Genomic DNA, 14,057 nt, shown 5'->3' on the forward strand with positions numbered 1-14,057 from the left:
GCTCGGTCCCTCACCACTGCGGCCGCTTGTGATCCCACCGCACATTGGATCGCCAAAATGCCGCGGCAACGCCTTACCTGATATCAAACCTTTCCCTCCCCCGAAAGAGCCGGACCGCTCAAAATCGGCCAATAGACGGTCACAAAAATGGCAAATCCCATTATCCAGAGGCCGCCCGCGACGAAAATCAACTCCAGATAGAAGGCGGGAAACAATCCCGGAGCAAACACGCGCACGAGTGCCCCCAGCGCAACCAGTCCGTAGGATAAGGCGATGGGCCGCGTCACCGCAAGAGGACGGTCGGTGTGACCGAGTGCCGCCCTGGTCATGACCGCCAGGGTCATGCCGCCGATGGCGCCTACGCCAAGCGCATGCAGGGCAACGGGCTCGGGCATGGCGTCGAACAGACGGGCGGCGGCAATAGTTGCGTAGCCGATGGGAAGCCACAGATAGGCCAGATGCAGGCTCCACAGGATCGGCGCGCGGCGCGTGGCCCAGGAGCGCCAGAAGGCCAGACGGGCGAGATGGGCAAGCGCCGCGAGCGCGGCGACGCCGCCGCTGATCGTGTCGGGCGCGTTCGCCAGATAGCAGAGCGTGACAGCGAACGCGCCGATCAGCGACGCAGCCTCGATGGGCTTGAAACTTTGCGGCAACCGCTCGCCTTCGCCTTCGCGTATCAGGGCGTTGCGGGTGAAGGCCGGAACGATGCGTCCGCCGACGATGGCGACCATGAGGGCAAGCGTGACAATGCCGAGGCTCAGGCCCCACGAGGCGCTGTCGTCGGCGACGCCGATCCACTCCAGGTGCACGGCGAAATTGGCGGCGAACAGCAGCGCCAGGAGCGCGAGGAAGACGAGGTTGCGGGCCTGTGGCTTCAGCAACAGTTGCCGGGCCACCAAAAATCCCAGCCAGGGCAGGAAGCCGAGGTCGACGATGGCGACCAGCCATTCCGGAAGCAAGGCGGAGGTCCACAGCGCGAGCCGGGCGGCGAGCCATAGGGCAGCGAGGATCGCCAGAGGCCGGCCTGAGAGCGGCAGCGCTCCGGTCCAGCTCGGCACCGCGGTCAGCATGAAGCCTGCGAGTGTCGCGACGCCATAGCCGAAGACCATCTCATGGCCGTGCCAGACATTCGGCGCGCCGGAAAAGCTCCCCGTTGCGACTTCCGCGCCGAGCATATGCACGCCGAGCCAGGCAAGCCACGCCGCCATCGCCGCGACCGCGTAGAGGCCGGCGAGCAGGAAGAAGATCCGGAACCCGTAGCTCAGGATTGGGATGCCGTGTTTTCTCGGATCGCTCACGCCCCCTCCACGGTCATCCGTTCATTTTGCCGCGGCTTCCGCGGCCTCGGCCCGGTGGCGCGCCGCGGCCGCCGTTTTGCCCGCGATCAGCATCGCATTCCGCGCCGCATTGCGGCCGGCGCTTGAGCCAATCGAAGGCGATTTGGCGAATGATGCGATCCTGATGCCAGATCGGGGGCCCGGCCTCAGACGACCTTGACCTCGAGGTCGGCAATGCCATCGACATGGCCGAGCAGGACATCGCCGCGGCTCACCGCGTCGACGCCGGCCGGCGTGCCGGACATGATCAGGTCGCCGGCGGCCAGCGTGAACAGGCCGGAGAGATAGGAGATCACTTCCGGCACTTTCCAGATGAGCTGGTTGAGGTCGCCCTCCTGGCGCATCTTGCCATTGACCTTGAGCCAGATGGCGCCCTTGTCGGGATGCCCGACCGCGCTAGCCGGCACCAGTTCGCCGCAGGGCGCGGAGTGCTCGAACGCCTTGCCCACCTCCCACGGCCGGCCCATCTTCTTGGCCTCGCCCTGCAGGTCGCGCCGCGTCATGTCCAGCCCGACCGCATAGCCGTAGACGCAATCGAGGGCCCTTTCGACCGGGATGTCGGTGCCGCCCTTCGCCAGTGCCACCACGAGCTCGATCTCGTGATGCACGTCGTTGGACGCCGAGGGATAGGGAAACGTGCCGCTGGTGTCGATATTGTCCGGATTCTTCAGGAAGAAGAACGGCGGCTCCTTGTCCGGGTCGTGCCCCATCTCGATGGCATGCGCCGCATAGTTGCGCCCGACGCAATAGACCCGATGCACGGGAAAGACCGCATCCGTGCCGCGCACCGGAAGCACCGGCATCGTCGGCGGCGTAATCACGTAATCCATGGAAACTGACCTCTTTCTTCGTTGCCCTCGGTTACCTGCTGGCGGCGTAGTAATCGACCTTGCGCTCCAGCCGCTCCAGCAGTTCGGCGATGACCAACGCGAAGGCGAACAGGATGATGGTCAGTGCCCAGAACTGGGCCATGCGGAAATTGCGCGAATAAAGCTCCAGCAGCGCCCCATAGCCGATGATGGCAACGAGCAGCTGGCCGATCACCACGCCCTTGACGCCACGGATGAAGCCGAGGCGGATGCCGGCCAGGATCTCCGGCAGAGCCGCCCACAGGATGATCTTGCCGTACAGTGCAATGCGGCCGGCGCCATAGGCGTGCGCCATTTCGATCAGGGACGGCGAGACGTGGCGCACGCCTGCTCGGGTATCGAGCACGATAATCCACACCGCGAAGAGAAAGACGGTGACGATGATCGTCGTTTCGCCGAAGCCGAACAGGATCATCAGCACCGGCACCAGAGCCGTCAGCGGCGCCGAGACGAAGACATTGACCCACATGCCGAGCAGATCGTCGGCAAGCCGCACGCGCCCCATCAGAACCCCGAGCGGCACGCCGACCAAAACGGACACCACCATGCCGACGAAAAAGGTCCTCAGCGTCGTCACGGTCGCGGCCTGCCAGGAAGGCAACTGGACGAGATCGACCAAGGCGGCGAGCACCTCGCTGAGGGGCGGCAGCAGGAACACGAGATTGAGCCGTCCGGCCACTTCCCAGGCGATGCACCAAACGATCAGGGAGGCCATCATGGGCACGCGATAGCCGAGAATCTTCATCGCCCGCTCCTATTCGACATACTGTTTCAGGCCGCGCCAGATCTCTTCGACCGTCTCGATGTAGTGCCGGTCGGCGCGGATCTGGTCGGGATCGCCCGAGCGGTCGATCTCCGGCTCGATGATCTGCGCCACCCTGCCGGGGCGCGGCGAAAGCAACACGATACGGTCGGAGATGTAGACGGCCTCCTCGATCGAATGGGTGACGAACAGGAAGGTCTTCTGATCGCCGGCTCTCAGGCGGATCAGATCCTCCTGGAATTTCCGCCGCGTCTGCTCGTCGACCGCCGAGAAGGGCTCGTCGAGCAACAGCACCTCGGCATCGACAGCGAGCGCCCGGGCAAGGCCGACGCGCTGGCGCATGCCGCCGGAAAGCTCGTGCGGATAGCTGTTCTCAAAGCCCCTCAGGCCGACCTCGCCGATATATTTGTCGGCCCGTGCCTCGCGCTCGGCGCGGTGCACGCCGCGCAGTTCAAGGCCGAAGGCGACATTGCGCAGAACGTTCGCCCACGGCATCAGTGCGAAGTCCTGAAACACGAAGGCGCGCTCCGGCCCCGGGCCGGTGACGCGCTTGCCGTTGATCGTCACCTCGCCGGAGGTCGCCGGCAACAGCCCGGCGATGATCTTGAGCAGCGTGGTTTTGCCGCAGCCGGACGGGCCGAGCAGGCTGGTCAGCTTGCCGCGCGGCACCTCGAGATCGACGCCGCGCAGCGCCTCGACATCGGTGCCGTAAATCTTCGAGATACCGCGGATCTCGACCACAGCATCGGCTGCGGCCGTTTTCGCAGCTGCTTGCATCGCTGCACTGGCGTTCATGTCAGGTACCCGTCTTTTCCGGCCGGAGGAAGCGAACCTCGACCCATTGGAGGACCACCAGGGTCAGCGTCGACAGCACGATGATCGAAGCGATGGCGGCATACATCTCGGGATAGTCGGCGATGGAGCGGTGATAGGTGATGAGGTCGCCGATGCCTGTCGGCGTGATCAGGAGCTCCGCCAGCACCACACCGATGAATCCCGCGGCGATCCCGAGCCTCAGCCCGGCGAAGATCACCGGGCTGGCGTCGGGCAGAACGATCTTCAGCACCTCCTGGCGCTGGTTACCGAGAAAGGCGCGGCACATGAGAAGCAGCGATTCGTTGACGTTCCTGACTGCCTTATAGGAATTCAACACGATCACCGGCAGTGCCAGGATGACGACCGCCAGCGTCTTGGCGGTGAGGCCAATGCCGTAGACGAACGTGACCAGCGGGATGAGCGCGGCCACGGGTGCCGCCTGCAGCACGATGAAGATCGGCACACCGAGCCACTCGCCGGTGTGCGACAGGCCGAAACTGATACCAAGCCCGACGCCCAGCGTCGCCGAGATGAAGAGCCCGAGAGCGAGCGGTTGCAGGGTCGAGACATAGGCGCGCGGCATCGAGCCGTCGAGCAACATCGCAACCAGCGCCTGGACGGTGTCTGAGAAGGTCGGGAAGGCGAAGCTGATCGGGATTCGGCCGGCGATCTCCCAAGCCAGAGCGAACAGCGCGAAGGAGATAATGCGCCAGGTGACGGGGCTGTCCGCCACTCTGGCAGCCAGACTGCGTGCAGGAACAAGGGGCGCGAGGCTGACGGCCCCGCGCCCGCTGCTGATTTCATCCGACATCAGGCTTTCGGCCTCACCGGGTCCCGATCTTGTCGAGCACCCGCTCGAGCGGGCCGAGATCCCAGAAATCGGCGACATCGAGGCTCGACGCCTCGCCCTCGAGCTGGCCCGCAATCGTGTAGAAGGCGAAGTCGTCCTGCGCCGCGTCGGCGCCGCCGCCATTGACGGGCATGGCGCCGGCCTCGGCGGTTTCCTTGAAGTAGGCGAGGATCTCTTCGTTCGCCGCCTCGCCGAGATCGGGCAGGAGATTGTATTTCTTGCGCATCTCCACCGCGGCGGCCGGATCGTCGGCGACCTCGCGCACGGCCTTGAGCAGTTCCTCGACCAGGATATCGACATCGTCCGCGTTGGCAGCGAGATAGTCCGTATTGGCGAACAGCACCTCATCGCTGGCGGCGATGTCGCCGAGCGGCAAGATGATGAACTTGCCAGGCGCCTGCTGCTCGAGGAAGCGGCGGTTGGCGGCGTCGACGATCGAGGCCTTGATGTTGCCCTGCAGCAGCGCGCCGGCGCGCACCTCCGATCCCGGCACGTAGCTGATCGACGCATACTTGATGTTATTGACGTCGGCCATCAGCTTCATGATCGCCTCGGTGCCCGAGCCGCGCGCATGCACGGCGATCTCCTGGCCGTCGAGATCTGCCCATGTCTGGTAGAACTCGGAATTGACGACGGGGAAGAAGCGCAATACCGAAAGCTGGGCGAAGATGCGGATCGGCGCCTTTACCTTCTGGATGAGCGCGTAGGGCCCGCCGATTCCGATGTCCAATTGGCCGCCGACCACCGCCTGGGCCGCGATGTCCTCGGCTTGCAGATACGTCACCTCGACATCGATGCCGCGTTCCTTGGTGCGCTCGAAGGCGGCAAGGAAATGGACTGACTCGATGGCCGCGACATCGCCGAAGGCGATGCGCATCTTGTTCTGCGCCTGGACAGTGCCGCTTTGAAGGACAAAAAACATGGCAAGCAGTACGCCTGCAAACGCTCGCATGACATAGCCTGTAATTCTGCTCATGGTGGGTTTCCTCCTTGGCCCGGGCAGTTTCGCCATCCCGGTTCTGGCCGTCACGGGAGATCGAGGCGATCGCGACGCTTCTCGCCCCCTGTGACATCGTTGCAATTGGCCGACACCCTCTGTTTGACCAATCCCTTATTGGCTAAACAAAACCACCGGATTGGTCAACTTGTATTGACCGACGCCCTGTAAACATGGCTAATTCTCGCCCATTGAGCAAATCGCGAGCCGAACCGTGCAAGAGGACCAGGTCAGCCAGGGCGCCCAGGACGCCCAAGCCGCATTGACGCAACTGCGCGCCTATCTGGCGCAGGAGGAGCTGACGGCGAACGCACGCCTTCCCGCCGAGCGGGAGCTCTCGGATCTGCTCGGCGTCTCGCGCGGCGATCTGCGCAAGGCGCTGGCGATCCTCGAGAGCGAGGGCGAACTGTGGCGCCATGTCGGCAAGGGGACCTTCGTCGGCCCGAAGCCCGTCGAGGAGCGTTTTTCAATTGCCGGCGTCTCCGGCCTGACCAATCCGGCCGAGGTCATGCGCACCCGGCTTCTGATCGAACCGGAGATCGCGCGGGAAGCGGCGCTGCACGCGAACTCGGCCGAGATCGCCGAGATGCGGGCCTGCCTCAAGGGCAGCCGCCAGACGCGTACCTGGCGGCAATATGAGAATTTCGACAACCGCCTGCACCGGACCATCGCACGGGCGACCCACAACACGCTGCTGTTGGCATTGTTCGACACGCTGAACGCGGTGCGCCGCGCCGTCGTCTGGGGTCGTCTGCGCGACCAACCGGTGAAGCCGCCTTCGGACCATCACAGTTTCGCCGAGCACGAAGCGATCGTGCAGGCGATCGAGGAACGCGACTTGGACGGCGCCGCGGCGCGCATGCGCCGGCATCTGCAATCGGTGCGCCGGAACCTGACCGAGCTGCGCGAAGCCGCCGAATAGGGCTCTGGCCGCAGATTTGCCCCGGCCCGTTGCGCCACTCTTGCCGGGCGGCTCTTTCTCTTTTCTCGCCTCCTCATCGCGCCGGCGGGACAAAGCCCGGATTTGCTAGCAGCGGCATTTTTTCGCCTTGAAAAGTTCGACTGAATGAATAATCATTCAGCCAACCGAGTGCGACAACCGAAAGGAATGGACCATGCGATTTGAGGGCAAGACTGCGGTCGTCACCGGCGCGGCGTCCGGCATCGGCAAGACCACCGCCGAGCGCTTCACTGCCGCGGGAGCCGCCGTCATTCTCGGCGACATCAATGTCAAGGACGGCGAGGCGGTGGCGGCGGCGATCCGCGACAATAGGGGCACGGCCGACTTTATCGAACTCGATGTCACCGATCGGAAATCCGTCGAGGCGTTCCGCGAAAAGGCGGTCAAGCTGCGCGGCCATGTCGACATTCTCGCCAGCGTCGCCGGCTGGGGGAAGACCGAGCCCTTTATCCAGAACACGCCGGATTTCTGGAGCAAGGTGGTCAATCTCAACCTGATGGGGCCGATCTTCATGGCGCGCGCCTTCTGCGAGCCGATGATGGAGCGCAACGAAGGCAAGATCGTCATCGTCGCCAGCGACGCCGGCCGGGTCGGCAGCCTCGGCGAGTCCGTCTATGCCGGCTCCAAGGGCGGTGCCATTGCCTTCTCGAAGTCGCTGGCGCGCGAAATGGCGCGCTTCAACGTCAACGTCAATTGCGTCTGCCCGGGACCCACCGACACGCCGCTGATGGCTGCGGTCAACGAGAAGATCAAGGAGGCCTTCATGCGGGTGACGCCGATGCGCCGGCTGGCCAAGCCCGAGGAGGTCGCCGACGCAATCCTGTTCTTCGCCAGCGGCCGCTCAAGCTTCTGCACCGGCCAGGTGCTCAGCGTCAGCGGCGGCCTGACCATGGCCGGCTAGGCGCCGAACGACAGACAGGACCACAGGAGACAGACGAATGTACAAGCTCAAGGCTGCCGAATGGAAACCGGAGCATTTCAAATGGGAGGTCAAGGACCGGGTCGCGACCGTGACCCTGAACCGGCCCGAGCGCAAGAACCCGCTGACGCTGGAAAGCTATGCCGAGCTGCGCGACACCTTCCATAAGCTGCAATATGCCGACGACGTGCGGGCCGTGGTCGTCACCGGCGAGGGCGGCAATTTCTGCTCCGGCGGCGACGTGCACGACATTATCGGGCCGCTGGTCAGAATGGAGATGGACGGGCTTTTGACCTTCACCCGCATGACCGGAAACCTGATCAAGGAGATGCGCACCTGTCCGCAGCCGGTGATCGCCGCCGTCGACGGCATCAGCGCCGGCGCCGGCGCCATCATCCCGATGGCCTGCGACTTCCGCTACGGCACGCCGGAATGCAAGACGGCGTTCCTGTTCGTGCGCGTCGGGCTTGCCGGCTGCGACATGGGCGCCTGCGCCATCCTGCCTCGCATCATCGGCCATGGCCGGGCCTCCGAGCTGCTCTATACCGGCCGCTCCATGAGCGCCGAGGAGGGGCTCGCCTGGGGCTATTTCAACGCCCTGGTCGAACCCGACAAGCTTCTTTCCCACGCTCAGGAGATGGCCAAGAAGCTTGCCGACGGGCCTTATTTCGCGCATGCCATGACCAAGAAGTGCCTGCATCAGGAATGGGCGATGACCATCGAGCAGGCGCTGGAGACCGAGGCCGAGGCGCAGTCGATCTGCATGCAGACCAAGGATTTCGAGCGCGCCTACAACGCCTTCGTGGCCAAGCAGAAGCCGGCTTTCGAAGGCAACTGAACGAGGGCCGATGCCGGACAAGGGCTATCTCGACTGGCCGTTCTTCGAGGCGCGGCACAAGCGGCTTTCCGCCGACCTTGAGGAATTTGCGAAGAGCGGGCTTGCCGGCATCGACCTGCATCCCGCCGACGACGAGGGGCTCGATCGGGCATGCCGCACGCTTGTCGAGCGCCTCGGCGCGGCGGGCCTGCTCAAGAACGCCTGCGTCGTCGCGCCGGACGGCCGGTTCGACGTGCGCAGCCTGTGCCTGAGCCGCGACATTCTCGCGCGCAACGCGGGGCTTGCCGACTTCGCCTTCGCCATGCAGGGGCTGGGGACCGGGCCGATCTCGCTGTTCGGCACCAAGGAGCAGCGCAACACCTATCTTCCGCCGGTGCAGGCAGGCGCGCATATCGCGGCCTTCGCGCTGTCGGAGCCCGACGCCGGCAGCGACGTCGGGGCGATCGCCACGTCGGCGGTGCGCGACGGCAATGATTACGTGCTCAACGGCACCAAGACCTGGATCTCCAACGGCGGCATCGCCGCGCACTATGTCGTCTTCGCCCGCACCGGCGAGGCGCCCGGCGCCAAGGGCCTGTCGGCCTTCATCGTCGAGGCCGACGCGCCCGGCCTGATTGTCGCCGAGCGCGTCCCGGTCATCGCGCCGCATCCGCTCGCGACCCTCAAGTTTACCGACTGCCGCGTTCCCGCGCCGGCCATGGTCGGAAAGCCCGGCGAGGGCTTCAAGGTGGCGGTCGCGACCTTGAGCGTGTTCCGCTGCACCGTCGGCGCAGCGGCGCTCGGCTTTGCCCGCCGGGCGCTCGACGAGGCGCTCGCCCGGGTTCAGGCCCGCCAAGTGTTCGGCAAGCCCTTGGCCGAATATCAGCTCACCCAGGCCAAGCTCGCCGACATGGCGGTCGATATCGATTCATCCGCCCTCCTCGTCTACCGCGCCGCCTGGGCCAAGGACGTCACCGGCAGCCGCGGCACGCGGGAATCCTCCATGGCCAAGCTCCACGCCAGCGAGGCCGGCCAACGGGTCGTCGACCAGGCGGTGCAGCTTTTCGGCGGCCTCGGCGTCGTCACCGGCACGGTTGTCGAAAGCCTCTACCGCGAGATCCGAGCGCTCAGGATCTATGAGGGCACGAGCGAGATCCAGAAGCTGATCATCGCCGACAGCCTGTTGGCGGAGGCCAAGCGTGATCCTGAGTGACGAGCACGCGGCGATCCGCGACATGGCCCGCCGCTTTGCAGCCCAGGAGCTTGCCCCGAACGCCGCCCGATGGGACCGCGACGCGACCTTCCCGGCCGAGGCCATCGCCGCCATGGGCGCGCTCGGCTTCATGGGGATGACCGTGCCGGAGGACTATGGCGGCGCCGGCGGCGACTATCTCTCGCTCGCTCTGGCGCTGGAGGAGATCGCCACCGGCGATGCTGGCGTCGCCTCGGTGATGAGCGGCCACAATTCGGTCGGCTGCATGCCGGTCCTGGGCCACGGCACGGAGGAGCAGAAGGAGCGCTTCCTCAAGCCGATGGCGGCGGGCCACATGCTCTCCGCGTTCGCGTTGAGCGAGCCGCATGCCGGCTCCGACGCCGCCGATCTGAAGACCCGCGCGCGGCGCACCGAGAAGGGCTATGTGCTCGCCGGCACCAAGCAGTTCGTCACCTCCGGCGCCAACGCCAAGCTGGCGCTCGTCTTCGCCGTCACCGATGCCGATGCCGGGCCGAAGGGCATCTCCGCCTTTCTGGTGCCGACCGACACGCCGGGCTATGTCGTCGCGCGCAAGGAGGACAAGCTCGGCCAGCGCTCGTCGGACACCTGCCAGATCGTGCTCGACAATCTGGAGGTCGCCGCCCATCTGCGTCTCGGCGAAGAGGGCGAGGGCTACAGAATCGCGCTCGGCAATCTCGAGGGCGGGCGCATCGGCATCGCGGCGCTCGCCGTCGGCATCGCCAGGGCGGCATTTGAGGAGGCCGTCGCCTATGCCGGCGAGCGGGTGACCTTCGGCAAGCCGATCATCGAACACCAGGCGGTGCAGTTCAGGCTCGCCCGGATGGCGACCAGCATCGAAGCCGCCCGCCAGCTCGTCCAGCATGCCGCGAGCCTGCGCGACGCCGGTCTGTCCTGTCTGAAGGAGGCCTGCATGGCCAAGCTTCTCGCCAGCGAGGCTGCAGAGCAGGTCTGCTCCGACGCCCTCCAGACCTTCGGCGGCTACGGCTATCTCAAGGATTTCGCCGTCGAGCGCCATTATCGCGATGCCAAGGTGACGAAGATCTACGAAGGGACCAACGACATCCAGTGCATGCTGATCGGCAGGGAACTCGCCAGAGAGGAGATGGCATGACCGAGCCCGGCGAAGTCGAAAGCCTGGTGACCGACCCGCGGCTGATCGAGGAGCGCCGGCGGCAGATCCTCACCGCCGCCACCAAGCTGTTCTCGCAGCAGGGCTTCCACCGCACCACCATCCAGGCGATCGCCAAGGAGGCGGGCGTCTCGACCGGGCTCATCTACCAATATTTCCACGACAAGGACGACGTGCTGTTCCTGACGCTGGTCACCGTGCTCGACACCTATGAGCGGGAGATCCCCAAGGCCATCGAGGGCCTCGAGGACCCGCTGGAGCGGCTTTGCCGGGCGTTCTACGCCTATTGCCGCGTCGTCGACCGGCTGCTCGACGCGACCGTGCTTGCCTACCGCTCGACCAAGTCGCTCAAATCGCATCGCCAGGACGTCATCAAGGAGCGCGAGACGGCGACCAACAAGCTGTTGGAGACGTGCCTGGAAGCGGCCATCGCCGAGGGGCTGATCCGCCCGGTCAACGTGTTCCTGGCGATCTACCAGCTGGTTCATTTCTGCCACGCCTGGGCGCTCAAGCAGTGGGCCTTGCGCGGCCGCTACGACCTCGATTCCTATGTCGCCGAGGGCATCGACCTGTTGATCGTGCCCTTCCTCACCGAGACCGGCCGAGCCGGCCTCGCCCGCCTGCGCGACCGGCGCGTCATTCCGGAATAGGGCAAGCTTCGCCGTTGCCGCGAGCGGCTTGGCTCCGGGTTTTGCCTTATCTTTCCCCCTTCGCCCAAAGGGGCGCGGGGCAGCCAAAGTCTACGCGAAGTTGATCGACATCAATGCCGGAGCCGACGCCGCCTCCGACAATCTCGGCCCAGTGGCAGGACGACTCCGATGCCAGACGCCAGTTCCGATTTTGACGCGATCCACGCGGAATTCCGGCCGAGGATTCTTCGCTATCTGAGAGGTCTGGTCGGGGGGCGGTGCAAAAACTCGGCCAGATCGTGGCTGTCTGGGTGTTCCTTCTCGCCGCGTTGTCCCCGGCGATGGGGGCCTATGCGACGTTTGCGGGCTTCAGTCCGGTGAACGCCATGCGGTCAATGCATTCCGAGCAGGCTCCTTAGGCCGCACGCACGCAAGTTTTAGTCCTCTAGCGGTATGCAGGGCTGTCTGGTTAACCGGAGGTCAACCATGGTCGAAGACACCGCGCAACAAGGGGCGGACCCGACGGGGCCCGGCATCGGGCCCCGTCCGACCCCCGTGGCAATGTGCTCGATGGCGACGATGTGCAAGGGGTTGATGGAACAGCCGTCTTCCGGCTTCTTGCTGATGCTCCCAGGGGCTGTGCTGGTCGTCGTGGGTGTGCTCACTATCATTGATCCCACAATTCTCGTTTGGCTGGTGGCCACGGCCTCCGTCCTGTTGGGCATCATGCTGCTCATGATGGCCAACTTCATTCGGAGACTGGGAGTTCGGTTACGAAACAAGTCATCGGGCATTTGTTGTAGTCGCCCTTCGAATGGTGAGCCTTGCCCGCAGCGACATCGTGCAGAGCAAGATTGTTGAAGCGGCGCAGACCGCCCCTCGCTCCCTCACTCCCCCATCTTCAGCGCCGCGATAAACGCCTCCTGGGGAATCTCGACCTTGCCGAACTGGCGCATGCGCTTCTTGCCCGCCTTCTGCTTGTCGAGCAGCTTGCGCTTGCGCGTCACGTCGCCGCCATAGCATTTGGCGGTGACGTCCTTGCGCATTGCCGAGATGGTCTCGCGGGCGATGACCTTAGCCCCGATCGCCGCCTGGATCGGGATCTTGAACATGTGCCGCGGGATCAGCTCCTTGAGCTTCTCGCACAGAGCCCGGCCGCGCGCCTCGGCCTGGCCGCGGTGCACCAGCATGGCCAGCGCGTCGACCGGCTCGCCATTGACCAGGATCTGCATCTTGACGAGGTCGGAGGGCTTGTAGTCGGTGAGCTGATAGTCGAAGGAGGCGTAGCCCTTGGAGATCGATTTCAGCCGGTCGTAGAAGTCGAACACCACCTCGTTCAAGGGCAGGTCGTAGGAGACCATGGCGCGGCTGCCGGCATAGGTGAGGCCGATCTGGACGCCGCGCCGCTCCTGGCAGAGTTTCAGGATGGCGCCGAGATAGTCGTCGGGCGAAAGAATGGTGGCGCGGATCCACGGCTCCCTGATCTCGGCGATCCTGACCGGGTCCGGCATGTCGACCGGGTTGTGCAGCTCGATCTCCTTGCCGTCGGTCAAGGCGATCTTGTAGACGACGGAAGGGGCGGTGGCGATCAGGTCGAGGTCGAACTCGCGCTCCAGCCGCTCCTGGATGATCTCCAGGTGTAAGAGGCCGAGGAAGCCGCAGCGAAAGCCGAAGCCGAGCGCGGCGGAGGTCTCCATCTCGTAGGAGAAGCTGGCGTCGTTGAGGCGGAGCCGGCCGACGGCGGCGCGCAGCGCCTCGAAATCGGCGGCATCGACCGGGAACAGGCCGCAGAACACCACCGGCTGGGCCGGCTTGAAGCCGGCGAGCGGCTTGGCGCAGCGGCGCCTCTCCTCGGTGATGGTGTCGCCGACGCGGGTGTCGGCGACCTCCTTGATGGAGCCGGTGAGGAAGCCGATTTCGCCGGGGCCAAGCTGGTCGGTCTGCACCAGCTTGGGCGTGAACACGCCGACCCGGTCGACATCGTGGACGGCGCCGGAGCCCAGCATGCGCACGCGCATGCCCTTCCTCAGGAAGCCGTCGACGATGCGCACCAGCACGACGCCGCCGAGATAGGAATCGTACCAGCTATCGACGAGCAGCGCCTTGAGCGGCGCGTCGGCCGAGCCCTTGGGGGCGGGGAGGCGGGCGACGATCGCCTCCAGCACCGCGTCGACGCCGAGCCCGCTCTTGGCGGAGATTTCCAGCGCGCCGGAGGCGTCGATCCCGATCACGTCCTCGATCTGCTGGCGGACGCGGGCGGGCTCGGCGGCCGGCAGGTCGATCTTGTTCAAGACCGGCACGATCTCGTGGTCGTTGTCGAGCGCCTGGTAGACGTTGGCCAGCGTCTGCGCCTCGACCCCCTGGCTCGCGACGACGATCAGCAGCGAGCCCTCGCAGGCGGCCAGCGACCGGTTCACCTCATAGGCGAAGTCGACATGGCCCGGCGTGTCGATGAGATTGAGCTCGTAGGTCTCGCCGTCCCTGGCGGCGTAGGTGAGGCGCACCGTCTGCGCCTTGATGGTGATGCCGCGCTCGCGCTCGATGTCCATGGAATCGAGCACCTGCTCTTTCATCTCGCGCTCAGGCAACCCGCCGCACATCTGGATCAGCCGGTCGGCGAGCGTCGACTTGCCGTGATCGATATGGGCGATGATGGCGAAGTTGCGGATGTGGGAGAGGTCGGTCACGGGCGGTAGATAGCATCGCGCCGGGGCGCGTCAAGCACGCCGTTGCGCC

At 65.4% G+C, this 14,057-nt stretch carries 13 protein-coding genes; 6 read left to right on the forward strand and 7 right to left on the reverse strand.

Annotation, left to right across the window (positions count from 1 at the left end; all coding sequences use genetic code 11):
* Positions 1-83 precede the first annotated feature (83 nt).
* From Q8P46_03540 to Q8P46_03565, 6 genes are all read right to left on the reverse strand, one after another.
* The gene (locus tag Q8P46_03540; protein MDP2619240.1) at positions 84-1,298 is read right to left on the reverse strand and encodes an NnrS family protein; all 1,215 of its coding nucleotides are present in this window, start codon (positions 1,296-1,298) and stop codon (positions 84-86) included.
* 185 nt (positions 1,299-1,483) lie between these two features.
* Positions 1,484-2,167 carry a fumarylacetoacetate hydrolase family protein gene (locus Q8P46_03545; protein ID MDP2619241.1) on the reverse strand — a complete coding sequence of 228 codons (684 nt, stop codon included), beginning with the start codon at positions 2,165-2,167 and terminating at the stop codon, positions 1,484-1,486.
* 31 nt (positions 2,168-2,198) lie between these two features.
* Positions 2,199-2,951: an ABC transporter permease subunit gene (locus Q8P46_03550; protein ID MDP2619242.1), complete on the reverse strand. Its 753-nt coding sequence runs from the start codon at positions 2,949-2,951 to the stop codon at positions 2,199-2,201.
* Positions 2,952-2,960: 9 nt separating this feature from the next.
* A complete protein-coding gene (locus Q8P46_03555) occupies positions 2,961-3,764 on the reverse strand; it encodes an ABC transporter ATP-binding protein (protein MDP2619243.1) in 804 nt (267 codons plus the stop codon).
* Position 3,765: 1 nt separating this feature from the next.
* Positions 3,766-4,518: an ABC transporter permease subunit gene (locus tag Q8P46_03560; GenBank protein MDP2619244.1), complete on the reverse strand. Its 753-nt coding sequence runs from the start codon at positions 4,516-4,518 to the stop codon at positions 3,766-3,768.
* Positions 4,519-4,609: 91 nt separating this feature from the next.
* Positions 4,610-5,557: an ABC transporter substrate-binding protein gene (locus Q8P46_03565; GenBank protein MDP2619245.1), complete on the reverse strand. Its 948-nt coding sequence runs from the start codon at positions 5,555-5,557 to the stop codon at positions 4,610-4,612.
* Between the two features lie 289 nt (positions 5,558-5,846).
* Between Q8P46_03565 and Q8P46_03570 the strand changes: the two genes are divergently transcribed.
* From Q8P46_03570 to Q8P46_03595, 6 genes are all read left to right on the forward strand, one after another.
* Positions 5,847-6,554: an FCD domain-containing protein gene (locus Q8P46_03570; protein ID MDP2619246.1), complete on the forward strand. Its 708-nt coding sequence runs from the start codon at positions 5,847-5,849 to the stop codon at positions 6,552-6,554.
* 193 nt (positions 6,555-6,747) lie between these two features.
* Positions 6,748-7,494, forward strand: coding sequence for an SDR family NAD(P)-dependent oxidoreductase (locus Q8P46_03575; GenBank protein MDP2619247.1), 747 nt, complete (start codon positions 6,748-6,750; stop codon positions 7,492-7,494).
* Positions 7,495-7,531: 37 nt separating this feature from the next.
* The gene (locus Q8P46_03580; GenBank protein ID MDP2619248.1) at positions 7,532-8,350 is read left to right on the forward strand and encodes an enoyl-CoA hydratase family protein; all 819 of its coding nucleotides are present in this window, start codon (positions 7,532-7,534) and stop codon (positions 8,348-8,350) included.
* Between the two features lie 10 nt (positions 8,351-8,360).
* Complete coding sequence (locus Q8P46_03585) at positions 8,361-9,542, forward strand: acyl-CoA dehydrogenase family protein (GenBank protein MDP2619249.1); 1,182 nt, start codon at positions 8,361-8,363, stop codon at positions 9,540-9,542.
* Positions 9,529-10,674, forward strand: a complete 1,146-nt coding sequence (locus Q8P46_03590; protein ID MDP2619250.1) for an acyl-CoA dehydrogenase family protein — start codon at positions 9,529-9,531, stop codon at positions 10,672-10,674. The genes Q8P46_03585 and Q8P46_03590 overlap by 14 nt, the downstream gene beginning before the upstream one ends.
* Positions 10,671-11,342: a TetR/AcrR family transcriptional regulator gene (locus Q8P46_03595; GenBank protein MDP2619251.1), complete on the forward strand. Its 672-nt coding sequence runs from the start codon at positions 10,671-10,673 to the stop codon at positions 11,340-11,342. Before Q8P46_03590 ends, Q8P46_03595 begins: the two co-directional genes overlap by 4 nt.
* A gap of 866 nt (positions 11,343-12,208) precedes the next feature.
* On the opposite strand, the gene lepA is transcribed toward Q8P46_03595, so the two are convergent.
* Positions 12,209-14,008, reverse strand: coding sequence for a translation elongation factor 4 (gene lepA, locus Q8P46_03600; protein ID MDP2619252.1), 1,800 nt, complete (start codon positions 14,006-14,008; stop codon positions 12,209-12,211).
* Positions 14,009-14,057 lie beyond the last annotated feature (49 nt).

Source organism: Hyphomicrobiales bacterium (assembly GCA_030688605.1).
Lineage (GTDB): Bacteria > Pseudomonadota > Alphaproteobacteria > Rhizobiales > NORP267 > JAUYJB01.

Excerpts from the sequence above, each read along its gene's own strand:
- Q8P46_03545 (MDP2619241.1), bottom strand. The coding sequence starts at position 2,167 with ATGGATTACGTGATTACGCCGCCGACGATGCCGGTGCTTCCGGTGCGC.
- Q8P46_03550 (MDP2619242.1), bottom strand. The coding sequence starts at position 2,951 with ATGAAGATTCTCGGCTATCGCGTGCCCATGATGGCCTCCCTGATCGTT.
- Q8P46_03555 (MDP2619243.1), bottom strand. The coding sequence starts at position 3,764 with ATGAACGCCAGTGCAGCGATGCAAGCAGCTGCGAAAACGGCCGCAGCC.
- Q8P46_03565 (MDP2619245.1), bottom strand. The coding sequence starts at position 5,557 with ATGTTTTTTGTCCTTCAAAGCGGCACTGTCCAGGCGCAGAACAAGATG.
- Q8P46_03575 (MDP2619247.1), top strand. The coding sequence starts at position 6,748 with ATGCGATTTGAGGGCAAGACTGCGGTCGTCACCGGCGCGGCGTCCGGC.
- Q8P46_03580 (MDP2619248.1), top strand. The coding sequence starts at position 7,532 with ATGTACAAGCTCAAGGCTGCCGAATGGAAACCGGAGCATTTCAAATGG.
- Q8P46_03585 (MDP2619249.1), top strand. The coding sequence starts at position 8,361 with ATGCCGGACAAGGGCTATCTCGACTGGCCGTTCTTCGAGGCGCGGCAC.
- Q8P46_03595 (MDP2619251.1), top strand. The coding sequence starts at position 10,671 with ATGACCGAGCCCGGCGAAGTCGAAAGCCTGGTGACCGACCCGCGGCTG.